The organism is Arthrobacter sp. ERGS1:01 (assembly GCF_001281315.1).
Taxonomy (GTDB): Bacteria; Actinomycetota; Actinomycetes; order Actinomycetales; family Micrococcaceae; genus Specibacter.
On the sequence record NZ_CP012479.1, the window covers coordinates 1366202 to 1390676 of the forward strand.

Sequence of the window (24475 nt, forward strand, 5' to 3'; positions counted from 1 at the left end):
GTCACCGGTCCCGTGATTGAACGCCACAGCTGACCAACCCGTACCGAAGGAGAAACCCATGACCGCCATCTACACCTTCGACGTCTTTTCCAGCCTCGACGGCTTCGGCACTGCCCGTGGCGACTGGGGCGGCTATTGGGGCAAGCAGGGCCCCGAACTGCTCGATCGCCGCCTCGCCACGTACAGCACCGAGCAGCGGATGGTCCTCGGGGCCAACACCTACCGCGCATTCACCCAGTTGCTCGCCATGATTGACCAGGAGCCCACCGTAGGCGACCCGTGGGTGACCAAGCTGTTGAACCTGCCGGCAACCGTGGTGTCGACGACGCTGACGGCCCCGCTCGACTGGCCCGATGCGACCCTCGTGAGTGGTGACGCGGTCGACGTCGTCGCCCGGCTCAAAGCCGAATCCGACGTACCGCTGCGCTCACACGGCAGCCTGTCGATGAACCGTGCGCTCATGGCGGCCGGGCTGGTGGACCGCGTCCAGGTGACGCTTTTTCCCGTGATCACCGGACAGACGGGGGAGAACCCGATCTTTCACGGCGCCGAGGACTTCGATCTTGAATTGCTCGAGGCCCGGACACTTGACGGCAGCATCCAGGAGCTCATCTACCGGCCAACCGCCCACCGGTGACGAGAACCGCGGTGGCGGCGGAAAGGCAGACCCGGCCTTCATCCGGTGAAGAATATTTCGAAAGTTTAACTTCTTTCCAATCCATGGCCATCCGTGCTCCGAATCACAGCTGACGCCCTCGAAGAAGAGGTGTCACCTAGATGAGGAGAAATCTCTTATGTATAAGAAATCTGCTTTCCTGATTGCGCCCGCATTGGCGTTGGCCGCACTGTCGTTTTCCGGAGCGGGAGCCATGGCCGCCGACAACGGAACCACGAGCTACCAGGCGAACCTTGGTGCCCTCAACGGCAGCAACGCCACCGGAACCGTCATGATCTCCCTGACCGGGGACCAGGCAACGGTCACCGAAAACGTCAGCGGGCTGGCAGCCACCTTCAACGGTGCCGCCTACCCGCACGTGCAGCACATTCACATCGACGCGAAGGGCGTGTGTCCCACGATCGCCGCCGACACCAACAAGGACGGAGTCATCAGCACCACCGAGGGTGGACCGTCGTACGGCAAGATCGGCACCACCCTTTCAACCAGTGGCGACACCAGTGACAAGGCCGCCCTGGACCTGAAAGTAGCCGGCATGGGGGCCTCCTACACCTATCAGCGCACCTTCACGATGAACGCTGAAACCATCGCATCCATCAAGGCCGGCACCGGCGTCGTGGTCGTTCACGGCCTGGATCCGGCAACCTTGCCGGCCGCGGCGCAAAAGGAAAAGAGCGACCTGGTTCCCAGCCTGCCGCTTGCCGCCACGTCGCCGGCCCTGTGTGGCACCCTCGCCGTCTCCCAGATGGCGGCGATGCCCGGCGGAGCCCCCGGCACGGGCCTGACCCAGCCGGTGGCCCAGTCCACCGGCACCACCCCTGAGATGGCACTCATTGCGGGCGGTGGAGCACTGGTGATCGCCGCCGGTGCCGTGGTGGTCATGCGCCGCAAGAAGACCGCCTCGAACTGAAAGCGGCCTAAGTAAACATGAAAAAGTACACCAGCCGCCGCGGGCGCCTAGCCGCTTCCGCGGCGGCCGGCGTCCTGCTTGCAAGCCTTTCCCTGGGCGTCACGGCCTGCGCCCCGAACAATGTCCCCGCCGTGGCGGCACCGCCATCGGCATCCACTTTTACGACGACGGCGGCACCCACGCCAACGCCGTCGGCAACCCCGACTCCGGCCAAACCACCCGCCACACCGGCCAAGCCCGCCAAGGCTGCCACGGTGGGACCCATTTTGTCCGCCTCCGTGCCGGTCAGCCTGAAAGTCCCCCAGGTGGGCATCGACACCTCGCTCGTTCCGTTGGGCCAGGCGGCGGACGGCACCATGGATGTGCCTGGTGGCGAGCCGGGGGACCCGGGTGGCTGGTACAAATACTCGCCGACGCCGGGCCAGCTCGGCCCCGCCGTGATCCTCGGTCACGTCAACAACCTCGCCTCACCCGAGGGGCTGTTCTTCCGGCTCCACGAGATGAAGCCGGGCCAGCAGTTCTCGGTCGGTAGGGCCGACGGCACGGTTGCCGTCTTCGTGGTCGACAAACTGGCACTGGTCAAAAAGGCAACGTTTCCCACGCTGGCCGTCTATGGGAATACCGACAGGGCCGAAATCCGGCTCATCACCTGCGGGGGCTTCGACCCCGCCTCCGGCGAGTACACCGAGAATACGGTTGTCTACGGCCACCTGGTCTCCAGCCACAAGTCCTAGGACCCGGCGCCGCCGGACCGTCCGGACGCCCATGTATTGGAGTGAAGCATCATGAACAAGCCCGGCACGACCAAATTTGGCACCAACAAGTTCGGCACGAACAAATTGGGGACGCTCATTGCGGCCGCCGCACTCTCAGCCGTGCTGTGCCTGGCCGGCTGCGGGGCCTCCACGACATCGGGCTCCAAGCCGGTTGCCTCCACACCCGCCGCCGCCACACCCATGCCGGCCATGACGATGGCGGCGGACGGCATGGCCGGGATGATTCACATTGAATCCGGCGCCTACCGGGACGCCGCCCCCGTGGCAGCGGGGTCAATGGTGACCGTCATGAACATGGACGACGCCGCCTATACGGTCACGGCCGACGACGGCAGTTTCGCCGTCAAGGTGCCGGCCGGGGCGATGGTCACCTTCAAGGCCCCCGGAACAGCCGGCAACTATCCGTTCCACAGCGACGGCAAAGCCGGCATGCATGGCACGTTGACGGTTCGCTAGGGAAACACGCACCGTCATGGACAGGAAGTTGAAGCAATGAAAACGCAACACTCGACCCTCGCGGGTCTGGCCCTGGGCCTTGTATTGCTGGCCGGCTGTTCGGCCGAGGCCGCAACACCCATCCCCGCACAGCCGGCGGCGAGCCAGGCCGCTGCGCCCTCAAGTGCGGCGACCGCGCCGGCCGCCGCCAACCCGACCGTGGGGGTTGCGCCCGCTGCCGCCGCCATGGTGTGTTCCGACGAGGCCAAGGACAGCGTCACGAAGATCCTCGGCCTGGCAGCATCCCCGGCAACAACACCGTCATGGGATGGCACCACCTACTCTTGCAGTTACAAACTCGCCGACGGCCCCTTCACGATGTCGGTGAAGGTCGCGACGGGTGACGCCGCGGCTACGGCAGCAGCCAAAACGCTCGCCGGATCGTTGAACGCAGCGCCGATCAAGGGACTCTCCAACCTTGGACTTCCCGGCTACCAGTCGGCCGACGGTTCCGTTGTCTTCGCCAAGGACAACATGACCCTGCACGTGGACGCCACCACGATGACGCCCACCGTGGGCAAGAACAAGGTGTCAAGAGCGGACTTCGCCTACCAGATGGCCACCACCATCCTGGCCTGCTGGTCCGAACACTAGCCTCCGACCTTCGGATTCAGGACCGAACGCGACGCACGTCGCTCCCTGGGATGTGCGCCATGAAAGCCGATGCCCCTTGACTTCCCGAGCCAAGTGCGTTGTAGTTCAAGTTGAGACGTATGAACAATATTGAACATAACTGGGGGCGTTGCACGCATGTTGTCCAAGGAAAGACACGGCCTGATCCTGAAGGAACTGGCGTTGAAGGACTCCCTGACCGTCACGGAGTTTGCCGCCAGGTTTGGCATCTCCGGCATGACCGTGCGGCGGGACCTGGCGACGCTTGAAAACGAAGGCTTGCTCAACCGCGTCCACGGCGGCGCCGTCCCGGTGGGCCCGCAACCCGGTGGGGGACGCGGTGGCCGCTCCGGTCGGACGAGCCGTGCCGCGCTGGCCACGATCGGCATGGTGGTACCGTCGGCCTCCTACTATTTCCCCGGCATCATCCGCGGCGCCGAAGCCGCGGCACAGGACCTCGGGGTTCGGCTTGTGCTTGGTGTCTCGAAATACTCCGCGCCGGAGGAGGGCCTCCAGATCCGGCGACTGCTGGCCAGCGGCATCGACGGACTCCTGGTCACGCCAAGCCGGGAATCCCTGGCCGGCACGCCCACGCTCGACCTGCTCGCGGCCGCGCAGGTGCCGATCGTCGTCGTCGAACGATCCATCGAGGACGTCCTTGACCCCGGCGCCTTGGAATCGGTGCGCAGCGACCACGTGCGCGGCGCAGAAATCGCGGTCAACCACCTGCTCGCCCTGGGTCATCAACGGATCGCGCTGTTTGCCCGGGACAGCAGCCCCACCGCGACACCCTTGGCCGAGGGTTACAGGATCGCCCTGCACAAGGCAGGCATTGGCCACGATCCGTCCCTGGTGCGGGCCATCATGTCGGCGCCCAATGATCCGGAGGTGCTGCGGGCGCAGCTCGAGACGATCCTGGACTGGCTGGCGGGAACAGATGTGACCGCCCTGATCATCCACAACGACGAGGACGCCCTCATGTTCGCCGACTCGTGCCTGGCGCGGAAACTGAACGTGCCGGGGGACCTTGCGATCGTGGCGTACGACGACGAAATTGCCTCCCTGGGGTCGGTGCCCCTAAGTGCCGTGGCCCCGCCGAAATTTGACGTGGGGAACCAGGCGCTGCGCATGTGCCTGGACCGGATCGGTTCCCGCCGGGGCGTTCCCACGGCCTTGCAGCGGGTCAGCCTGGCACCCTCGCTCGTGGTCCGGGAGTCGTCCGCCAGTTAATCGCCGGACAGCCGGCCACCGCGAATGTTCAACTCTGTTCATTTCGTTGTTCTTGTTCAAGTTAGCGTGTTTCCTTGAAATACATCATGTGGCACCGGCCACATCCCACCGTCACCACCGTGGATTTCAAGGGAGAACCATGAAGCGTCGCAAACTACTCATCGGAACAGCCGGACTGGCTGCCGGCGCCCTGCTGCTGGCAGCTTGCGGAACCGGCGCCACGCCGGCCGCAGCCCCCACGGGGGAGCCCGCGGGCACCATCACCTTCTGGTCGTCCCTGGCCGGAATGGACAAGGTGGCCGAGGCTTTCAACGCCAGCCAGACCAAGATCAAGGTCAACTTCGAGACGATTCCCAATGGCGACAACGGCGGCTACGCCAAGTTGTCCACCGCAATTACGGCCGGGAACGGCCCCGACGTCTCCACGATCGAATACCCGCAGCTGCCGCAGTTCGTCAGCAACGGCCAGGTGCAACCGTTGGACGGGTTGATCGAACCGGCCACCACTGTGGACAAGCTCGCCGCCGAAATCAAGGGCATGGTCCAGTTCAACGGCAAGACCTACGGCCTGCCCTACGATGCTGCTCCCATGGTCATGTACTACCGCAAGGACCTGCTGGCCAAGGCCGGCGTCGGGGTTCCGAAGACCTGGCAGGACTTTGAAGCGGCCGGGCGCAAGCTCAAGGCCGTGGATCCGGGCGCGTACCTGGCCAGCTTCAACCCCAACCAGGCGACGGCCACGGCCGGTCTGGCCTGGCAGGCAGGCGCCAAATGGTTTGGCACCTCCGGGGACAGCTGGCAGGTGGGAATCAACGACGCCGCCACCAAGAAGGTGGCCCAATATTGGCAAAAGCTGATCGACGAGAAGATCGTCAAGGTCCAGCAGGCCTTCAGCGACGAGTGGAGCATCGACCTGGCCAAGGGCACCGTGGCCGGCGTCATTGGCGCCAACTGGAGCGCCACCGGAATTCAAAAGCGCACCGAGGCAAGCGGGCAAAAGGGTAAGTGGATTGCCGCCCAACTGCCCAACTGGGGCACCCCGGCAGGCGCCTTCTACGGCGGATCCAGCTTCAACGTCACCAAGAGCAGCAAAAACCCTGCCGCCGCAGCCAAGTTCATCGAATACCTCACCACCAACCCGGAAGCCGTCACGGCCCGTGGAAACACCGGATCCGCATTCCTCGCCTATCCGGGACTGACCGCCGTGGCGCAGAAGGCCTTCGACGCCAGCTACTTCGGAAACGACATTTACGCGGTATTCAACCAGGCCTACGCAACCGTCACGCCGGGCTGGCAGTGGGGCCCCAACTGGGGCCTGAGCAACACGGCCCTCATGGACGGCTACGGCAACCTCGGCACCGGCGGCACCGTCCAGGCCGCCGTCGACTCGGCCCAGAGCGCCACGGTGTCCGGACTCAAGCAGACCGGCTTGTCCGTCAAGTAGCAAGGAGTCCCGGCCTGCCCTTGGGCAGGCCGGGACAGTTAGGAGAACACCCATGGCCACCTCGGCCCACACAAGAACTCCCCGCCGCCGGCGCGTTGCCTCCGGTACGGGCGGCAAGAGCGCAGCACTCTTCCTGGTCCCCTTCTTTGCAGTCTTTGCCGTAGCCATGGTGGCTCCGGTGATCTACTCGATCGGCCTCAGCCTTTTCGCACAGCAAAAGTCCGGCCTAGGTTTCGGTGAAGCCAGGAACGCCTTTGTTGGACTGGACAACTACCTGCAGGTCCTTGCCTCCGAGTCATTCGTCAGCGGACTCGCCCGGCTCGCCCTGTACTGCCTGATCTACATTCCCGGCATGGTGGGTGGAGCCGTGGTCCTTGCGCTGCTTCTGGATGCCACCGCCGCCCGGATGCGTAAACTCTTCCAATTGCTCCTTTTCCTGCCCCATGCGGTGCCCGGCGTCATCGCCGCCCTGATCTGGGCCTACCTTTACACCCCCGGGATCAGCCCGCTGGTGCAGGCACTGGCCGGAGGCGGCATCCAAATCAATTTCCTGGACGCCCACATGGTGCTGCCCTCGATCGTCAACATCGGCATCTGGGAATGGACGGGCTACAACGTCATCATCTTGTTCACGGCGTTGCAGGCAGTTCCACGGGAAGTCCTGGAGGCGGCCCGCGTGGACGGGGCAGGGGAAATCAGGATGGCGCTGAACATCAAGTTCCCGTTGGTACTGCCGGCGCTCAGCGTGATCATGCTGTTCACCATCATCGGCACCCTGCAACTCTTCACGGAACCCTCCATCATCGGCAAGGCCACCGCATCCATCACCAGCACCTGGGTGCCCAACATGTGGGCCTATGACGCCGCCTTCGTCAGGCACAACCTCAACCAGGCCGCGGCGGCATCGATCATCATTGCCGCCCTGGCGGCGGTCCTGTCCCTCGTCGTCACCCGATTCAGCTCGAGGATGAACAAAGCATGAGCACACAAACCCTGACCCGCCCGCGCAGCCATGCGGATGAAGGAACGACGGCGAAGCGCGCGCCGCGCGGAAATCGCACTGCACGCCAGGGCAGCCTTGCCGGCAAGTTCACCGTCAACGGGCTGCTGATCATCGGCTCCGCCTACATGGTGGTGCCCGTGGTGTGGCTGCTCTTCGCCTCCACCAAGAACACTGCTGACCTCTACGGCACCAGCGCCTACTCGCTGGGCCACTTTGCCCTCTTTGAGAACATTGCGGCCGTGGCCGGCCAGGACGGCGGAGTGTTCTTCCGCTGGATGGGCAACTCTGTCCTTTACGCCGGCGTCGGGGCGGTCCTCGGCGGCCTGATCTCGGTGATGGCCGGGTACGCCTTCGACAAATTCGAGTTTCGCGGCAAGGACTCCCTCTTCGGATTCGTGCTGGTGGGGGTCCTGATCCCCAACACCGCAACCGTGCTCCCGATGTACCTGCTGGCCTCGCTGGTGGGCATGACAAACACCATCTGGGCCATCCTGATCCCGGTCCTGTGCAATCCCTTCGGCGTCTACCTTGCACGCGTCTACGCCGCATCCTATGTGCCCAACGAGACCCTGGAGGCGGCGCGGATGGACGGTGCCGGACCCATCAGGTCCTTCTTCTCGCTGGGCCTGCCCATGATGCTCCCCGGCTACGTCACGATCGCGCTGTTCCAATTCATCGGGGTGTGGAACAACTTCATGCTGCCTCTGGTGATGCTCCAAAACCAGCAGCTGCTTCCGGTCAGCGTGGGAATCTCCATCTGGCAGGGCTACGCCGTTCCGCAACCGGACTTTGCCCCCATGGTCATCACCGGCTCCCTGCTTTCCATCCTTCCCCTGCTGGCGGCGTTCATCATGCTGCAACGCTTCTGGAAATCCGGGCTGACGGCGGGGAGCGTGAAATGACCGGGAACGCATCGGCGCTGAACGTGGCCCTGGCGATGCCCGCGGCAACGGCAAACAGGCTGTTCCCGCCCCGGCTGCTGGACACCCTGGAGTCCAAGGTCCGGCTGCTCAGCCGCGAACCGCTTGACGAATTCGGCAGCACGCGGGCGCATGCCGTACTTGGGCAGGCGGACGTCCTCATCACCGGGTGGGGCTGCGCACGGATCGGCGCGGACGTCCTGGCATCCGCACCCCGGCTGCGGTACATCCTGCACTCGGCGGGCAGCGTGAAAAACCACGTGGGGGAGGCTTGCTGGGACCGTGGCATCCAGGTCAGCACCGCCGCAGACGCCAACGCCATCCCCGTGGCCGAATACACCGTCGCCATGATCTTGTTGGCCAACAAACGCATCCTGCAGGTGGCACGCATGCTGCACACCTCGAGGTCAGCCATCGAAGCGGAGGACGCCTTCCCGGACATGGGCAATTATCGCAAGCGTGTGGGCATCGTCGGGGCATCCAGGATCGGCCGGCACGTGATCCGTTTGCTGCGGTCCTACGACGTCGAGGTGGTGGTATCCGATCCCTACCTCAACGCGGCGGACGCCGCGGAGCTCGGGGTCACCGTGGTGCCCCTCGAGGAACTCGTGGGAAGCAGCGACGTGGTGTCGCTGAACGCCCCCTCGCTGCCATCCACCAGGAACCTCATCGACGCCGGGCTGATTTCCCGTTTCCGGCCCGGCGCCACGTTCATCAACACCTCCCGGGGCGAACTCGTGGACCAGGAAGCACTGTTGCGCCGCCTGGACCAGGGGGACCTGTTCGCTGTCCTCGACGTCACCACGCCCTGGGTGCTGCCCCCGGAATCCGGGTTCTACACGAACCCCAACGTGCTGCTGACCCCACACATGGCCGGCTCACTGGGCACCGAGCTGGAGCGCATGGCCGCCAGCACCGTCCAGGAGGCCCACCGGCTGGCCCGCGGGGAGCCGTTGCGGTTCCCCCTCCGGGCCAACGAACTGCAAATCACCGCCTAGTTCCCAACCGCAACAATCGAGACAAATACTCAATGAGGAGAATTTCATGTCCAACTTTGTGATGAACCGCCGCCAGCTGCTCCAGACCGGAGGCGCGGGCGGGCTTGCCCTCGCCCTGGCCGCCTTTTCGGCAACGCAGGCCGACGCCGCAACGCCCCACGCACACCATTCCGCCGGGCCGCAGATCGTTGACCTGGGACCCGCCGTCGTGCAGTTTTCGCTCATGAGCGGACTGCTGGTGGGCGACACCGTCTACATCGGCTCCCGCAACCTGAACCCGCCGCGCGTGATCGGCTTCCACCTGCCAACCCGCACCGTCAGCTCACGCACCGACCTTGGTTCCGGCTACAGCATCCAGGCCCTCGCCGCCGACTCCACGGGTCGGTACCTGTATGCCGGCGTCCTGCGCGACACCATCGACGGGAAGCCGAACCTGTTCCGCTGGGACCTGAGCACCCCCGGCCAGCCCGCCATCGGAGTCGCGGTAACGGGGGACCGGGACATCCGCGCCCTGGCCGTGGCCCCCGACGGCAGGGTGTACGTGGCCGGCGGCGGGGACACCGCAATCCCGCCGTCGCTCTGGGAATACGACCCCGCAACCGGCGCCGTCAACAACTGGGGCGTCCCGGACCCCGGCGCCACGATCGCCCAAGCCGTGGCCGCCACCGACAGCACCGTCTATTTCGGCACCGGCAGCGTGCTCGGCGGCGGCAACGGGGCAAGCCCGGCACAGCTGTTCGCGTTTGACCGGACCACCAAGACGTCGACAAAGATCCTGCCCACCGAGTTGGCCGCGGCAGTGTCCGTGACCGCACTCTCCGTCCTTGACGGCCAGCTCGGCGTTGGCGTCAAGGGGCCAGGGAAGTCCGCCCTGGTAAACCTGGCCGACCCCTCGAAATACACGCTCATCCCCAAGACCGGCGTCTCGTTCCGGCAGAGCGGCAATTTGATCTACTTCACGAAGGACCCCAACGTGTTCTCGTTCAACACGACGACGAAGAAGATCGCCCAGGTGCAGACCGAGGACCTGGGATCGATCTGGGGCCTGGACATCTACAACGGCAAGCTGGAGGCGGTCTCGGCAAACGGCCTGGTCGCCGAGGTCGATCCGGTGGCGCACGTATCGACCATGTTCGACCTGACCGCGGCCGGGGCACCGGCCGGACCCCAGCTGGGCATGGGCATCGCGGTCGGCGGCGGCGTGGTCTATGCCGGCGGCACGGCGACCATCGCACGGCACCAGCTGTCCACGGGAGCCGTGACCAACCTGCCCGCCTCGGGTGAACAGAAGGACGCCGTCGTCGTTGACGGGGTCCTCTACACGGGCCAGTACAACTCCCTCGGCATTTGGGGTTACGACCCCGCCACGGGCCAGCCGCCGCACCAGCTGGCGCCCCTGCCCACGGGGCAAAACCGTCCGCTCGACGTGTGCTGGGACCCCGTGAACCGGCTGGTGCTGGTCGCCGCCCAAAACGACACGGCCGGCGGTGGATCCATCACCTTCTACGACCCCGCCACGGGCAAGGCCTCCACGGCAGTCAACCCGATCGACTCGGTCCAGATGGTGCGCGCCGTTGCAAGCCGGGACGGTGTGGCGTACCTCGGCGGCGACAACATCTACGCCACGGGACCCCGGAGCACCATCGTTGCCTGGGATCCGGTGGCCGGGAAGGAACTGTGGCGCCTGGACCCGGGACAAAGCCAGGGCGTGGCCGCACTGGCCATCGAAGGCAGGTTCCTCTACGGCCTGTCGCGGAAGTCGGCGGGCCTGTTCGTGATCGACCTGCAGACCCGCAAGGTGGTCCACACCGCACCCATGACCGGCGTTTGCACCGACTTCGCGGCCCTGACCGTCAGCCGCGGCGTGGTCTACGGCGTCTCGGACACCACCGTCTTCCGGATTGACCCGCACTGCTTCACCGTCTCGGTGGTGGTCGCCGGCATCAACGGCGGCTGGTACAGCGGCCCGCACATCGCCTCCGACGAGACCGGACTGCTCTACACGCTCCGCGGACCCAACCTCGTCCAAATCGACGATTGCCGGCCGGACCAGCGGCCCAAAAAGCACCGAAAATAAGCCCGAACCACCCTCAAGGAGTCCTGATGCATGAATCGAACATGAGCCGTCGGCACGTTTTGCAGCTTGGCGGGGCCATCGGCCTGGCAGCGGCCGCCATACCTTTCGCGGGCGCCAACGCCGCGACAGTCCCCGGCCACAAGAATGGCGGCGGGACCTGGCCGGTCATCACCGACCTGGGCGCGGGCGCCGAACAATTCTCGCTGATGAGCGGGCTGCGGGTCGGTGACACCATCTACATCGGTTCGCGAAACCTTGACCCGCCAAGGGTCATCGGCTTCCACCTGCCCACCCAAAAGGTGGTGTCACGGACCAACCTCAGCTCCGGCTACACCATCCAGTCCCTCGCCGCGGACCCCACCGGCCGCTACCTCTACGCCGGAACGTTGTCGAAAACCCCCACCGACCCCGCCAACCTCTTCCGCTGGGACCTGACGACGCCGGCCACCCCGGCCGTGACGCTGGGCAAGATCGGCGACCGCGACGTCCGGGACCTCGACGTTGCCCCGGACGGGACAGTGTATGCCGTGGGCGGCGGCTCGCCAACGGCCCCCGCGTTGTGGGAATACGATCCGGGCACGGGCGCCATCAGGAGCCTTGGCATTCCCGACCCCAATGCCACCCTGGCGAGGGCCGTCGCGGCAACGAACACCACCGTGTTCTTCGGTGCGGGCAGCATACTGGGCGGCGGTGGGAGCGCGAGCAAGGCATCCTTGTTCGCCTACGACCGGGCCCGCGGCACCTTCAGCTCGATCGTGCCCCGGGAAATCGTGGGCGACCCCAGCCTGCGGGCACTGGCCGTTGTGGGTAACACCCTTGCCATCGGCACCTCCGGATCCCAGGGCGCCGCCCACTTCGCCAGCATGGACCTTGCCGACTACTCCTCCTACACCGTGTGTGCCTCCAACGGGGTCACCGTCAAGACCTTCGCCGCGACCGGCAGCAACATCTACTACTCCACCGACGTCGGCCTCCAGGTCTACTCGACCACCGCCAAGACGGTCACCAGCGTCGATATCAAGGGTCTCGACCTCGGTGAAATCTGGGGCGTGGATGCGTATTCGGGCAAGCTCGAGGTCACCTCCGCCTACGGCTTCGTCGCGGAGATCGACCCCGCAAGCGGTGCGTCAATCGTCACCGACCTCGGCAATGCCGGGGCGCCGGTGGACCCGCAACTCGCCATGGGCATCGCGGCCGGCGGCGGCCACGTCTACGTGGGCGGCACGGGCACGGTGGCCCGCCACTCCCTGCGCAACGGCCAAGTCCTCAACCTGCAGTTGCCGGGTGAGGCAAAGGACGCCGTCGTGGTTGGCGGTGCCCTGTACACGGGGCAGTACGATTCACAGGGGATCTGGCACTACGACCCGCGAAGTTCCACGGGCCCGCGCCAACTGGCCACCTTTCCCGCAGGGCAAAACCGGCCCCTCGACGTGCAGTGGGACGAGCGGCACCGCCTGATCCTGGTGGGCGTGCAGGACGACGCCGACGGCGGCGGCGCGCTGACGGCCTTCAACCCCAGGACGGGCAAGGCCAAATCCTTCGTCAATCCGATTGACAAGATCCAGATGGTCCGTGCCGTCGCGGCCGGCGACGGCACGGCCTACCTGGGCGGGGACAACGCACAAAAGACGGGCCAGCGCGGCACCGTGGTTGCCTGGGACCCGGTGGCCGGCAAGGAGCTGTGGCGGATCGAATCCGGACAGGTGAATGGCGTGGCGTCGCTGGCCGTGCTGGGCCGCCACCTGTACGGGCTGAGCCTGCAGGGCGGCTTCTTCGTCATCGACCTCCGGCGTCGCGCGGTGGTCCACACCGCCGATCTGCGCGCCATCTGCCCGGGGTTCTCCGCGATGGTGGTCAACCGTGGCGCGGTGTACGCCGCATCGGATTCGACCGTGTTCCGCTTTGATCCAAGGACGTTTGCCGTGACCACGGTGGTCGCGGCCATCAACGGCGGCTGGTACAGCGGACCGCACATCGCCAACGACGAACACGGCATGCTGTACACCATGCGTGGCCGCAACCTGGTCCGGATCGACGACCGACCGCGTCGATAAAACGGTCGCGGCCGGGCCGAATCAACCCGGCCCGGCCGCGACCGCCCTATAGGCTGTTCCTGCTCAACTCGTTCAACCCCACAACGAATTGCAGGTTCCGGCCATGCTGACGATCGAGAACGACCAGCTGGTCGTCGACATCATCGACCCCCGAAACGACCGGGACTATCTGGGGACGCGGTATTGCTCCGGCGGCTACATCTTCCAGGTCACCGACAAAACGCTTGGACCGCTGCTGTCCGGCCCAACATTTCCGGATTCGTACAATGTGTTCGACGGGCAGGGCATCCCCGACTCGTTCAACCTGGCACCCCTGCGGGGCGCCCGGGACGCGCCGGCCCTGGTGCTCGGCGTCGGCGTGTGCGACCTCGTCGGGAACACGGTCCGCGAACCGTGCCGGTGGACCATCGATTCCACGCGGCGGTCGATCGTTTTCACGACCCGGCAGGAGTTTCAGGGGTGGGCTGTAGAGCTCGAACGGACGGTCACGCTCGCGGGACGCACGGTTCGGTCAAACACCGTGCTGCGCAACGTCGGTGCCGACCGGTTGCCGCTGATCTGGTTCCCCCACCCCTTCTTTCCGCAGCTGCCCCAAGGCTCGGACGAATTGATCAAGCTCAACCTGGCAGTGGAGCTGCCCGAAAATGAGGCCTACGGGATCTCACCGAACGGCTACCTTTGTCGCTTGGGCTGGCCCTGGACGGGGGACTACTACCAGGCGCTGGACGTGCCTCGAAGCGGCGAGCTGGTGATCCTCCAGCGGCACCCCGTGCTGGGCCTGGTGGGTGCGAGCTGCAACTACGCACCCACCTACTTCCCGATCTGGGGAAACCGGCACACGTTTTCCTGGGAGCCGATGATCGAGCGCACCGTTGCTCCCGGCCAGGTCGCGGACTGGCGGATCGACTACGACTTCTAACTAGGCGGCCCGCTCGGCCCCGGTGGCACTTTCTGCAGGGTCGACGTCGTCGTTCCCGGCTTCATCTTCGGCGTCAGTCTCGTCGACGGTAGCAACCTCGACCACGTAGTTGGCCACGGTGGGGGTGTCCTCGCTGGTGGAGACGGCCTCATGGTGGATGGCTTCCATGCCGGGCACAATCTCCAGGCTGGATTCCAAAAGGGAGCTGCGGTGGCGGCGGGCCTCGGCCAGGTCGTAGAGGCGGTGGGCGGCGTTGAGGTCACCTTCTTGTTCGAGGAGGGCTCCGGCGGCCATGAGGGCCTCGGCGGCGACGGCGTTTTCGCGGTAGTCCAGGTAGGCCCGGGCGGCCGGCTCCTCACTGATGGCGCTGATTCGTGCGCTCACCCGGGTGGCGTCGCTGAGGGAATAGCCGTGTCCGAGCTGGTAGACCGCATGGTACAGCTCGCCATAGTTTTCCTCCCGGAAATCCATGGAGTGGTCCAAACGAGCCTTCAGTTCGGCTTGTTCGGCGGGGGAGAGGTCGTCCACTTCCAATCCGAGCCGCTGGGCGAACTCACGCAGGTAGGCTGCGCTGGCCAGCGGCATGCCGTCCAGGGGGAGCCGGGCTTCATGGAGTTCGGGATTTTCCTGGTGGGCGGCGGAAAAGAGGGCGAGGAATTTTTGGATCAAGGTCTTCAAGGTGGGTCTCCGTAGGTCAAAGCTGCCCTTCAATCTTCCCAGCCTCCGGGGAGCGTTCCATCCCGACGCACAGTGATCCTCGCCTCACTGGCCGGACTCCCTGATTCGCCATGGCCCCGGATTCGAAGCCCGGGCAAACGGCAATTCGCGAACCTCCGAGCGTCAAAAGGTCAGGGAGGGTTCCCCTGCCGTGGAAAGTGTCAGGACGGCCTCTTCGATGCCGTCGTGAGCTTCAATTTCCCGTTCAATGGCGCGCAGCCTGGCAGCCACCTCGGATTCGGGGTCGTCGCCGGTGAGGTCGACTGCCGCCACAAGGTAAAGCTTGCGGGGCCCAACAAACTCAAGGTGCAAGTACGTGATGCGGTCAATTTCCTTCCCCTCCAACAATTGACCGGCCACGGCACGCCTGACGTCCTGGGTGACGGCCTGGCCCACCAGGAAACGCCGGTTCTTCTGGATCAGCACCACGGCTATGCAGCCCAAAAGCAGGCCCACCGCAATGGAACCCAAGGCGTCCGGAACGGGTGAACCCGTCAACTGGTGGGCCAGGATCCCCGCAAACGCCAAGGCGATGCCGGCCAGGGCCGCCCCGTCCTCGGCGAATACCGCTCGGGTCGTGGTGTCGGAACTGTTCAGCACGTGGTCCAAGACTGCCCGGCCTTGTTTCCGGGCGTCGCCGCGGGCTTGCCGCAGGGCCTGGAGGAAGGAGAAACCCTCCAGAACAAGAGCGACGCCCAGGACGACGTAGGCCACCACGAAGTCGGCGGCAGGTTCGGGGGACATCAGTTGCTGCACGCCGTTCATGATCGACACCGCGGCACCCGCGGCGAACAACCCAAACGCGGCGAACATCGACCACACATAGGCTTCCCGCCCATACCCGAGCGGGTGTGCCGCATCCCGGGGACGGACGGACTTTCGCTCGGCAAAAAGGAGGAATATCTGGTTTCCCGTATCCGCCCAGGAGTGCGCGGCCTCGGCCACCATGGACGCCGAGCCCGTAATGAGTGCGGCCGCGGTCTTGGCTGCCGCCACCAAAACATTGATGCAAAAGGCGAAGATCACCGTCGCCGAAATCCGGCCATTTTTGGTGTCCGGTGGAAGAACGTCCCCGTTCCTGTACACCCGATTCCCCTCGGCGTTAGATCACAGGCGGGGCAGTCGGGAGGAACGGGTCCGGTGGCGGGACGGTGCCGGGCTTCGGTCCGGGATCATCGGGCCCGTCCGGTTCCATGGGGTCAGGATCTGCCGGGGACGGTTCCGGAACCAGCGGCTCCGGGTTGACGGGTTGCTCCGGGTCGGTGGGGTTGCGGTCATTCATCGCTCAAGCCTTTCGTCGATTGCTCGTGCTTCCCTCGGGTTGCTGCGGAACTCTCCCGTCGTCGCTCGTCTACCCTTGTTGCCCATGCTAACGAGACGGTCGGTGCGCGTCCACGGGTCAAGGCCCCAGGGACCCACGCGGGTTCGCCGCCACACCGACGGTGCCCGGCCGCGCATCGAACTCTCCGCCGTCACCTCGCCAGCAGCACCAGCGCCGTGTCCAGGGTGGTCAACGACTGCAGATTGTCGACGCGGGCCAGGGTCATGGCCGTGATGACCAGCGAGCTGAGCACGGTGGCAAGCTGTTGCTGCCCCCCGGCGTCCAATTCCGGACGGTGGGCCGCAATTCCATGGAGCAGGGAGGCGGTGAGTTCCTGCCTGTAGCCTGCAATCGTGAGGCTGACGGCCGATTCATTGGAGATAGGCGCGCCGGCGGAGTTCAGAAGCAGGCAGCCGTTGTCGGCCGGCAGGGTGCCGCGTTGGGCGAGGGCCGCGCGGAGGCCGGTGAAGTACTCCACGATCGCGTCCGGCTCGACAACGGGGGAGTTCAGCGGCATCAGCCGCGGCCGGATGATTTCAGCCAGGTAGCTTGCCAGGGCTGCATCAAAGAGTCCGCGTTTGCTGCCGAAGGCGTGGTAGATGCTTGATCTGCTCAGCCCGGTGGCCCGTTCCAGGTCCGGCAGTGATGCGTCCTCATAACCGTGTTCCCAAAATACCGTTCGCGCCGAGCGGATGACGTCCTCGGTGTCGAAGGTCTGCGTGCGTCCCATCCTGCCCCTCATTTTGTGGACTGATCAGTTCATTATATAGTAGACCAGTCAATACATAATATGCCATGGGAGTTGCCCGGAGCATCTCTTCGATCTCCGCGCCTTCCTCCAAACCTGTCTTCCCAGAAAGAAAGTGGCCACCGTGACCCACTCCGCCAGTACCCAAATCCAGCTTGCGGCCCGCCCTGTCGGATGGCCAACTGCCGGCGACTTCAAAACCGTGCAGGTGGATCTTCCCGCTCTTGCTCCGGGCCAGGTTCGTGTGGTCAACGAGTATGTTTCCGTCGACCCGTACATGCGCGGGCGCATGAGTGCCGCCAAGAGCTACTCTGCCCCCTTTGCCCTGGGTGAGACCATGACCGGGGGTGCGATTGGCCGGGTTGTTGAATCCGCCCGTGACGACCTTCCCGTGGGCTCAGTGGTGCTGCACCAATATGGCTGGCGCGACGTAGTCCAGGAAGACGGCGCCGGCTTCAAGATCGTTCCGGAAATTCCCGGCGTGCCGTTGTCGCTCTACCTGGGGATCCTCGGCATGACCGGGTTCACCGGTTACGTTGGCTTGACCGCGATCGCGGGCATGAAACCCGGGGACACGGTCTTCATTTCGGGTGCCGCAGGTGCAGTGGGAACTGCTGCCGGCCAGATCGCCCGGCTGCTGGGCGCCGGCCGGGTCATTGGCTCGGCCGGCAGTGATGAGAAGGTAGCCCTGCTGACGGAGAAGTACGGCTACGACGCGGCCTTCAACTACAAGTCCGGTCCTGTGCGCGAGCAGCTCGCCGCAGCCGCACCCGGCGGCATCGATGTGTTCTTTGACAACGTCGGCGGCGACCACCTCGAAGCCGCACTTGACGTCTTCAAACCGGGCGGACGCGCGGCACTGTGTGGAGCCATCGCCGGCTACAACGCCACCGAGCGCAAGGCCGGCCCCGACAACATGGTCAACCTGATCACCCGAGGACTAAACCTAAGGGGCTTCACCCTGGGGAGCCACTTGGATCTGGCGGCGGAGTTCAACCAGCATATGACCCGGTGGTTCACCGACGGCAGGATCGCCTATGACGAGACGGTTGTTGACGGCATTGACCATGCGGTCGATGCGCTGCTCGACATGATGCGCGGCGCAAACACGGGCAAGATGGTGGTTCGCACCGCCGTGCCCGTGCCCGCGACGGCGTAGGCTTCGACCCGCACCACGACGCAGCCACACGCAGGCGCCCGATCGGAAAAATCCGGTCGGGCGCCTTTTTGTGTCCGGGAAATACTCTTGACGGCCCTTCCCTCGAGCAGTATGTTTACGTAAACTGTTCACTGTTTACGTGAACATTTCCCTTTATTTTCAGATTGGATTCGACAATGGTGTCAAAACCGAAAGTGCCGCCAAGCCGCCGCATAGCCGCGGCGCTTGCGACCTCTTCGATCGTTCTTGCTGCACTCCAACTCGCACCCGTGGCCGCAAACGCCGTGGAACCCGCGGACGCACCGACGCCCGTGGACGCCGTCCTGACTCCAAACCCCGCCGCAACGGGCCCGGCATTCAAGGGATGGGGCACCAGCCTGGCCTGGATGGCCAATGCCACGGGCCAGTATCCGCAGGCAACCCGTGATGCGCTCATCGACAAGGTATTCGGCGCGGACGGCCTGAACCTCAACATCGCCCGCTACAACATTGGCGGCGGCAACGCCACCGACATCCCCAACTACCTTCGTCCCGGCGGCGCCGTCCAAGGCTGGTGGAACCCCAACGCGGGACTGTCCGACGCTGCCGGACCCATCACCTCAAACTTCGCCGACCGGGATCGATACCTCGCTGCGTGGACTGGTGCGAACGCCTCGGATTACAATTTTGACGCCGACCCTTCGCAGCGCGCCTGGGTGTCTGCCATCAAGGACAAGGTGACCGACTGGGAGGCATTTAGCAACTCGCCTCCCTACTTCATGACGCAGAGCGGCTACGTCAGCGGTGGAACGGATTCGAACGCCGATCAGATCAAGCCCGAAGCCGTCGGCAAGTTCGCCACCTATCTCAAAACCGTCGCACAGCATGTGGAACAAGCCAACGGCATCCACTTCGACTCCATCGACCCGCTCAACGAACCCAACACGAACTACTGGGGAACCACCATCGGCGGCAACGGCCTGCCAACCGGTGGCGGACAGGAGGGCGCCCACGCCGGGCCGGCCCTGCAATCCCAGGTGCTCACGGCCTTGTCCGCCGAACTGGCCAAGCCCGGCACTTCCACCACGGCAAAGGTCTCCGGTCCCGATGAAACCTCCCCGGGAGGATTCGTCCAGGACTGGCAAGGCTGGACGCCCGCGGCACAACAGGCCGTAAGCCAGCTGAACGTCCACACCTACTCCACCGGAAACCGGATCCAGGCACGGGATATTTCCAAGGCCGCCGGCAAACCGTTGTGGATGAGCGAGGTTGAAGGAAACTGGGGCGGCAACTCCTGGAATCCGGACAGCATCGAGAACGGCCTCGGAATCGCCGGCCAAATCACCGACGATCTCCGGGAACTCGACCCCCAGGCATGGGTGCTGTGGCAGCCCGTGGAGGACCTTTACAACATGCAACTCGGTGAGAAGAAGAACTGGGGTTCGGTGTTCATCGACTTTGACTGCAACGCCGACGGCAACTCTGCCCGGCGGATCGCCGATGGCGAGGCCGATCCTTCATGCCGCACCGAGGTGAACTCGAAGTACAACACCATTCGCAACTTCACCCACTACATCGTGCCCGGGGACAGAATCATTCCCACCAGCGATACGAAGACCACCTCGGCCCTGAAGAAGGACGGCTCCGGGCTGACCATGGTGCACACCAACGACTCCGGCCAGGCCAACACCGTCAAGATCGACCTGTCCCGCTTCGCCACGATCACCGCCGGCGCGACCGTCACTCCCGTCGTCACCACGGAATCGCCCGCCGTTGACCCGACGGCGAATGCCCTGGTCACGGGGACACCGGTCACCATCGATCCGGCAACGCACTCGGCCATCGTGAGTGTTCCGGCCAAATCAGTCACCACCTTCGTCATCAAGGGCGCAAGCGGTGTGGCTGCGGATGCCCCGTCACTGCAGGACGGCAAGTCCTACAGCATCGTCGGTGTGCAAAGCGGCAAGGCCTTGACGGCAAGCACCGGATCACCCGCCACGGTGCTGGGCGATTCCGCCTTTGTCCCCACGCAGGTCTGGACTGCAACCAAGGTCGTCACGGGTGACGGAACCGCCCGTGACCGCTTCGTGCTGAGATTGGCCGATGGCCGGGCCTTGACGGCCGACGCCAACGGAACCATGCTGCGCACGCTGACCGACGCCGATGCCCGCACTGACACCTCCGCACAATGGATGGTGAGCACCACCGACGGATCCTCCTTCAGTCTCCTCAACGCCGGGCGGCAGCAGGTCCTGGATGTGGCCAACCAGGCAACCGGCGACGGGGCCGCCGTCGGGCTTTGGAGCTCCAACGGCGGTGCAAACCAGGCCTTCACCCTCGTGCCGGCACCCGATGCGGGCACGGGTTACACCAGCTTCAAGCCCGGACAGGAATGGCGCGACGACGCCGGCAACATCATCCAGGCCCACGGCGGTCAGGTGGTCACCTCGAAGGATGACTCCGGGCGCACCATCTACTACCTGTACGGTGAGGACCGCACCAACGGATACCACTCTTCCCCCGGCGTCCACGCCTACAGCTCCTATGACCTGTACAACTGGAAGGACCAGGGGGTGGCCCTGCGGGCCATGACCTCAGCTGACCAATTCACCACCGATCCGTACTTCCAGGACCTTTACGCAGGGTACTCGGCCGGCCAAAAAGATGCCGTCTACCGGGACCTCGGCACGGTTCAAAGTGATCCAAATGTCAACCCGCCCATCATTGAGCGGCCCAAGGTCATCTACAACGCCGCCACCAACAAATGGGTGATGTGGATGCACGCCGACGGCCCGTCGGCGTCCTCGAACGCCCAGTATGCGAAGGCAAACGCCGGCGTGGCGATCGCCGACAGCCCGTTCGGGCCGTTCCGCTACATCGACAGCTCACGGCTGGACTACGCCAATCCCTCGGATTCAAGCAACCACGCCCCCAACAACCCGGGCATGGCACGGGACATGAACCTCTTCGTCGACACCGACGGCACGGGGTACATCATCTACTCCAGCGAAGAGAACCAAACCATGTTCATCTCCAAGCTCAACGCGGACTACACGGACCTCTCGGCATCCCCGGACAAGGCCGTGGAGGGTGTCGACTACCGGCGGGTCTTCGTGGGCGAGTCGCGTGAAGCGCCCGCCTTGTTCAGCTACCAGGGCCGCTACTTCCTGATCACCTCGGGGACCTCCGGATGGTCGCCGAACCCCTCCAAATACGGAACGGCCGCCAGCATCCTCGGTGACTGGAGCGAGGTCGGCGATCCGTTCGCCTCCGACACGTCCGGGAACTCGGACAATTCACAGCCGACGTCGATCATCCCCGTCGACGCAAAGGCGGGCAAATTCATCTACATGGGCGACCGCTGGAACGGCGGCACCGACCTGGCCAACGCACAAATGGTCTGGCTGCCCATCCAGATGGGGGAGGGCGGCAAGACGCTGAACATCCCCACGCCGTCGGAATGGCGCCTTGAGGACCTCAATCAATACTCTGGCTGGACCGTGAGCGGGGTGCCGACGAGCCTGGCCGTGGGCCAGGCGTTCAACCCTGCATCCGTCACGGTCACCCAAAGCGGCCAGAGCACTGTGCAAGCCGTGCAGTGGAAGGTTGTCGGCGCCACGGACACGCCCGGAATCATTACGGCCACCGGAACGCTGCCGGGATTTGGCGGACGGACTTTCACCCGCACGATCCCCGTGGTGCCCAACGGAGTCCAGTACGCCGTCAATGCAGGGGGCCAGCGAACCGCTGACTGGACCCAGCTGATGGGTGCCGCGGCCGCCTCCGGGCACGTCCTGAACAGCACCCCCGACCAGGCGTACGGCGTGGACCCCGGAACGCAGGTGAGCTGGGGCTATGACAGCGCCGGCAGCGGGACCTCCGGCACTGTGGACGGCGACATGTTCTCGACCCTTCGCTACGCCGTCTCGGGGCGGGACCTTACGTACCGGTTCACCGGGCTGGCCCCCGGAACCTACACGGTCTATGCCGGCTACTACGACCCGTGGGCCCAGTGGAACAACCGCGGTGCCAAGGTCAGCATCAACGGCGCCGTGGTCGAGGCCGATCATCAATTCAGCGGCGACTACCAGACCGGCGCGTACAAAAACGTCACCGTGGCCGCCGACGGGAAGATTGCCTTTGCGTTGAGCCCCACAAGAGGACCCGACGTCCAGCTCAGCTGGCTCATGATCGCCAACCCGGTTCCGGTGGCCCCGGCCCTGAAAGTGGCCGTGGCGGCAGGCACCAAGTGCATTGCCGGGAAGGCGTTGGTCACCGTGCAGGCGACGAACAATGAAACCGGCCCGGTCCAGGTGAAGTTCACCTCCGCCTTCGGAACCAAGTCCTTCGATGCGGTTGGCGCGGGCAAGAACGCCGTGGAGGCCTACACGACCCGGGCCACCACACTGCCGTCCGGTTCGGTCGCGGTGGAGGCGGCGGGCACCGTGAATGGCAAGCCTGTCACGGTCTCAATCAATGCACCGTACAACGCAACAACCTGCAACTAGAAGCTAAGAGTAAAGGAACCGCCGGTGGTCCGTCGTTGGGGGACCACCGGCGGTTCCCGTCCATGATCCAGCCCGGCTGTTTGCCGGGTCACTTATAGAGGAGCCCAGAAATGAACAAAGTGAAGTTTGCCGTCCGTTGCACGGCCGTCACGACCGGCGTGGTGCTGTTGGCCGGCGTTGCCGGCATGGCGATGGCCGAGGAAAACCACGGCCACAACGATGTGGACGTATCCGTTGGGATCAGCAAGCTCGACGTCCCCGGCGTGTTGGCGATGAGTGTTGCGGGCACGACGGCGGCACTCACCGAGAATGGGTCGACCGGTACCGTGCGCCAGTTCACGGGAAAGTTGCCGACCGTGACCGTGACGGACACCAGGTCCGCCGCCGACATTCCGGCTGGTGCCGGTTGGTACGTGCTGGGCACATCGTCGGACTTTACCGGCAGCGCGGGCCAGGACCCGATCAGCGCCTCGCACCTGGGGTGGTCGCCCCAGATCATTGACGGCGGCGCCGCCGGTTTGGTTGCCGGCGGTGACCAGGTTGATACGGTGATGGACTCGGGGCCCAATGCGGTTGGCCTGGTGGACCAGGAATTGCTTGCCCTGGCGTTTGACTCCGGCACGATCGCCAGCGAGGGACAGTGGACGGCGTCGGCCAACCTGTTCCTGCGCACGCCGGCCACCGTGGCGCCCGGCGACTACACGGCCAAGCTCACCCTCTCCCTCTTCGAATAAGCCCGCACCGCGGACTACCTGAAGAGAAAGCGAATCTGCACCATGGAACTGCACCCTAGACGCGGCAACGCCCGCCGACGTCAACCGGCCGGCACAAGCCGACACGCTTGGCCCTCGCTTGCCTCCCTTGGCACGGTTTGGGCACGAATCATCTCGGTTCTGGCCATCCTCGGCGTGGCGGCACAGGCGAGCCTCATTCCCGTCGCCGCGGCGTCCGCCGAGCCGGGAAACAAGTCTCCGGTGACCTGGGCCGTCAGCCCGGCCAAGGCATCGGGGGCGGACGGCCGGCCCTGGGTGGAGCTGGAACTTGATCCCGGCGCCACAGCCGGCGACCACCTGGCCCTGAGGAATCTGGGGGACCGGGAGGTCACCTTCTCCATCACCGCGGCGGACGGCTACTTCACGTCGACGGGACGGTTCAACATGCTCCCCTCGGATGCGAGATCCGTGGACTCAGGCACCTGGATTTCCGTGAAGAAGCAGGTCACCGTGGCGGCAGGGGCGACGGCGGTGGTTCCGTTCACCGTCAAAGTTCCGGCAAACGCGACTCCGGGGGACCACGCGGCGGGTATCGCCGCCTCGATCCACTCCCAAGGGACCTCAAAGGGTTCGCAGGTGGATGTGGAAAGCCGGGTCGGTTTCCGTGTCATGACCCGCGTCAAGGGGGTCATCACCCCCCGGCTGCAGCTTGGCTCGACGGCGGGCTACGCCACGTCCTGGAATCCGTTCGCACCGGGGGAGGCCACGCTGGATGTCGTGCTGGAAAATACCGGCAACGTCCGGCTCAGGGTGGGTGCCGCTTCCGGGACCGACCCTGCGGCCGGGGCGAAGGATGCCGGAGGTTCAACAACCCAGGCGGAACTTTTGCCTGGCGAAAAGCGGACCGTCAGCATCCAGGTCCGGGATGTGTGGCCGTTGGGGGCGGTCACCTTGCCGGTGACCGTCACCCAGGCGGTCGTAGAGACCAACGGATCGGTGAACGGCCTCCCTCCCATCCTGCACAACGTCACCGTGTGGGCCATCCCCTGGCCGCAGCTCATCGTCATCCTGGCCTTGACACTGATGGCCGGCGGTTTACTTTGGGGAAGGATGCGACAAAAGAAAAAGGTCCAGCAGCTGGTCCGGGAGGCCCGCCAGCTGGGCCGTCGCGAGGCAGGCTTTGACCGAGAGACCATCTAACGGGGGAACAACCACA

The 24475-nt window shown here is 65.1% G+C and carries 21 protein-coding genes; 17 read left to right on the forward strand and 4 right to left on the reverse strand.

What is annotated here, in order from left to right; translation table 11 throughout:
- Positions 1 to 58: 58 nt before the first annotated feature.
- From AL755_RS10010 to AL755_RS10070, 13 genes are all read left to right on the forward strand, one after another.
- Positions 59 to 637, forward strand: a complete 579-nt coding sequence (locus tag AL755_RS10010) for a dihydrofolate reductase family protein (protein WP_082369068.1) — start codon at positions 59 to 61, stop codon at positions 635 to 637.
- 157 nt (positions 638 to 794) lie between these two features.
- Positions 795 to 1586, forward strand: coding sequence for an LPXTG cell wall anchor domain-containing protein (locus AL755_RS10015; protein ID WP_054010878.1), 792 nt, complete (start codon positions 795 to 797; stop codon positions 1584 to 1586).
- 17 nt (positions 1587 to 1603) lie between these two features.
- Positions 1604 to 2320: a class F sortase gene (locus AL755_RS10020; protein WP_054010879.1), complete on the forward strand. Its 717-nt coding sequence runs from the start codon at positions 1604 to 1606 to the stop codon at positions 2318 to 2320.
- 51 nt (positions 2321 to 2371) lie between these two features.
- On the forward strand, positions 2372 to 2818 hold the full coding sequence (locus tag AL755_RS23710) for a hypothetical protein (RefSeq protein ID WP_202813553.1): 447 nt from the start codon (positions 2372 to 2374) through the stop codon (positions 2816 to 2818).
- Positions 2819 to 2854: 36 nt separating this feature from the next.
- Positions 2855 to 3451, forward strand: coding sequence for a hypothetical protein (locus AL755_RS23490; protein WP_054010880.1), 597 nt, complete (start codon positions 2855 to 2857; stop codon positions 3449 to 3451).
- 156 nt (positions 3452 to 3607) lie between these two features.
- Positions 3608 to 4699: a substrate-binding domain-containing protein gene (locus tag AL755_RS10035; protein WP_054010881.1), complete on the forward strand. Its 1092-nt coding sequence runs from the start codon at positions 3608 to 3610 to the stop codon at positions 4697 to 4699.
- 139 nt (positions 4700 to 4838) lie between these two features.
- Positions 4839 to 6143, forward strand: coding sequence for an ABC transporter substrate-binding protein (locus tag AL755_RS10040; RefSeq protein WP_054010882.1), 1305 nt, complete (start codon positions 4839 to 4841; stop codon positions 6141 to 6143).
- Between the two features lie 52 nt (positions 6144 to 6195).
- Positions 6196 to 7125 carry a carbohydrate ABC transporter permease gene (locus AL755_RS10045; RefSeq protein WP_054010883.1) on the forward strand — a complete coding sequence of 310 codons (930 nt, stop codon included), beginning with the start codon at positions 6196 to 6198 and terminating at the stop codon, positions 7123 to 7125.
- Positions 7122 to 8048, forward strand: coding sequence for a carbohydrate ABC transporter permease (locus tag AL755_RS10050; protein WP_054010884.1), 927 nt, complete (start codon positions 7122 to 7124; stop codon positions 8046 to 8048). Before AL755_RS10045 ends, AL755_RS10050 begins: the two co-directional genes overlap by 4 nt.
- The gene (locus AL755_RS10055; RefSeq protein WP_054010885.1) at positions 8045 to 9064 is read left to right on the forward strand and encodes a hydroxyacid dehydrogenase; all 1020 of its coding nucleotides are present in this window, start codon (positions 8045 to 8047) and stop codon (positions 9062 to 9064) included. The genes AL755_RS10050 and AL755_RS10055 overlap by 4 nt, the downstream gene beginning before the upstream one ends.
- A gap of 46 nt (positions 9065 to 9110) precedes the next feature.
- Positions 9111 to 11141, forward strand: coding sequence for an outer membrane protein assembly factor BamB family protein (locus tag AL755_RS10060; RefSeq protein ID WP_054010886.1), 2031 nt, complete (start codon positions 9111 to 9113; stop codon positions 11139 to 11141).
- A gap of 26 nt (positions 11142 to 11167) precedes the next feature.
- Positions 11168 to 13195: an outer membrane protein assembly factor BamB family protein gene (locus AL755_RS10065; protein ID WP_054010887.1), complete on the forward strand. Its 2028-nt coding sequence runs from the start codon at positions 11168 to 11170 to the stop codon at positions 13193 to 13195.
- A 103-nt stretch (positions 13196 to 13298) separates the two neighbouring features.
- Positions 13299 to 14114, forward strand: a complete 816-nt coding sequence (locus AL755_RS10070; protein ID WP_054010888.1) for a hypothetical protein — start codon at positions 13299 to 13301, stop codon at positions 14112 to 14114.
- Here the strand turns inward: AL755_RS10070 and AL755_RS10075 are convergent, their stop codons facing one another.
- The 4 genes from AL755_RS10075 to AL755_RS10090 form a co-directional block, all read right to left on the reverse strand.
- Positions 14115 to 14792: a hypothetical protein gene (locus tag AL755_RS10075; RefSeq protein ID WP_054010889.1), complete on the reverse strand. Its 678-nt coding sequence runs from the start codon at positions 14790 to 14792 to the stop codon at positions 14115 to 14117.
- Positions 14793 to 14954: 162 nt separating this feature from the next.
- Positions 14955 to 15917 (reverse strand): cation diffusion facilitator family transporter, encoded by a 963-nt coding sequence (locus tag AL755_RS10080; RefSeq protein ID WP_237762655.1) that lies wholly within the window; start codon positions 15915 to 15917, stop codon positions 14955 to 14957.
- A gap of 16 nt (positions 15918 to 15933) precedes the next feature.
- Positions 15934 to 16113, reverse strand: coding sequence for a hypothetical protein (locus AL755_RS10085; protein ID WP_054010890.1), 180 nt, complete (start codon positions 16111 to 16113; stop codon positions 15934 to 15936).
- A gap of 190 nt (positions 16114 to 16303) precedes the next feature.
- Positions 16304 to 16882 (reverse strand): TetR/AcrR family transcriptional regulator, encoded by a 579-nt coding sequence (locus AL755_RS10090; protein WP_054010891.1) that lies wholly within the window; start codon positions 16880 to 16882, stop codon positions 16304 to 16306.
- A 142-nt stretch (positions 16883 to 17024) separates the two neighbouring features.
- Between AL755_RS10090 and AL755_RS10095 the strand changes: the two genes are divergently transcribed.
- The 4 genes from AL755_RS10095 (at position 17025) to AL755_RS10110 (ending at position 24459) form a co-directional block, all read left to right on the forward strand.
- A complete protein-coding gene (locus AL755_RS10095) occupies positions 17025 to 18059 on the forward strand; it encodes an NADP-dependent oxidoreductase (protein ID WP_054012990.1) in 1035 nt (344 codons plus the stop codon).
- Positions 18060 to 18235: 176 nt separating this feature from the next.
- A complete protein-coding gene (locus tag AL755_RS10100) occupies positions 18236 to 22546 on the forward strand; it encodes a family 43 glycosylhydrolase (protein WP_082369076.1) in 4311 nt (1436 codons plus the stop codon).
- A gap of 110 nt (positions 22547 to 22656) precedes the next feature.
- On the forward strand, positions 22657 to 23280 hold the full coding sequence (locus AL755_RS10105; protein ID WP_054010893.1) for a hypothetical protein: 624 nt from the start codon (positions 22657 to 22659) through the stop codon (positions 23278 to 23280).
- Between the two features lie 42 nt (positions 23281 to 23322).
- Complete coding sequence (locus tag AL755_RS10110; protein WP_082369078.1) at positions 23323 to 24459, forward strand: COG1470 family protein; 1137 nt, start codon at positions 23323 to 23325, stop codon at positions 24457 to 24459.
- The last annotated feature ends 16 nt before the right edge of the window (positions 24460 to 24475 follow it).

Coding starts and splice junctions, on each gene's coding strand:
- AL755_RS10010 (WP_082369068.1), top strand. CDS start 59: ATGACCGCCATCTACACCTTCGACGTCTTTTCCAGCCTCGACGGCTTC.
- AL755_RS10015 (WP_054010878.1), top strand. CDS start 795: ATGTATAAGAAATCTGCTTTCCTGATTGCGCCCGCATTGGCGTTGGCC.
- AL755_RS10020 (WP_054010879.1), top strand. CDS start 1,604: ATGAAAAAGTACACCAGCCGCCGCGGGCGCCTAGCCGCTTCCGCGGCG.
- AL755_RS23710 (WP_202813553.1), top strand. CDS start 2,372: ATGAACAAGCCCGGCACGACCAAATTTGGCACCAACAAGTTCGGCACG.
- AL755_RS23490 (WP_054010880.1), top strand. CDS start 2,855: ATGAAAACGCAACACTCGACCCTCGCGGGTCTGGCCCTGGGCCTTGTA.
- AL755_RS10035 (WP_054010881.1), top strand. CDS start 3,608: ATGTTGTCCAAGGAAAGACACGGCCTGATCCTGAAGGAACTGGCGTTG.
- AL755_RS10040 (WP_054010882.1), top strand. CDS start 4,839: ATGAAGCGTCGCAAACTACTCATCGGAACAGCCGGACTGGCTGCCGGC.
- AL755_RS10045 (WP_054010883.1), top strand. CDS start 6,196: ATGGCCACCTCGGCCCACACAAGAACTCCCCGCCGCCGGCGCGTTGCC.
- AL755_RS10050 (WP_054010884.1), top strand. CDS start 7,122: ATGAGCACACAAACCCTGACCCGCCCGCGCAGCCATGCGGATGAAGGA.
- AL755_RS10055 (WP_054010885.1), top strand. CDS start 8,045: ATGACCGGGAACGCATCGGCGCTGAACGTGGCCCTGGCGATGCCCGCG.
- AL755_RS10060 (WP_054010886.1), top strand. CDS start 9,111: ATGTCCAACTTTGTGATGAACCGCCGCCAGCTGCTCCAGACCGGAGGC.
- AL755_RS10065 (WP_054010887.1), top strand. CDS start 11,168: ATGCATGAATCGAACATGAGCCGTCGGCACGTTTTGCAGCTTGGCGGG.
- AL755_RS10070 (WP_054010888.1), top strand. CDS start 13,299: ATGCTGACGATCGAGAACGACCAGCTGGTCGTCGACATCATCGACCCC.
- AL755_RS10085 (WP_054010890.1), bottom strand. CDS start 16,113: ATGAATGACCGCAACCCCACCGACCCGGAGCAACCCGTCAACCCGGAG.
- AL755_RS10090 (WP_054010891.1), bottom strand. CDS start 16,882: ATGGGACGCACGCAGACCTTCGACACCGAGGACGTCATCCGCTCGGCG.
- AL755_RS10100 (WP_082369076.1), top strand. CDS start 18,236: ATGGTGTCAAAACCGAAAGTGCCGCCAAGCCGCCGCATAGCCGCGGCG.
- AL755_RS10105 (WP_054010893.1), top strand. CDS start 22,657: ATGAACAAAGTGAAGTTTGCCGTCCGTTGCACGGCCGTCACGACCGGC.
- AL755_RS10110 (WP_082369078.1), top strand. CDS start 23,323: ATGGAACTGCACCCTAGACGCGGCAACGCCCGCCGACGTCAACCGGCC.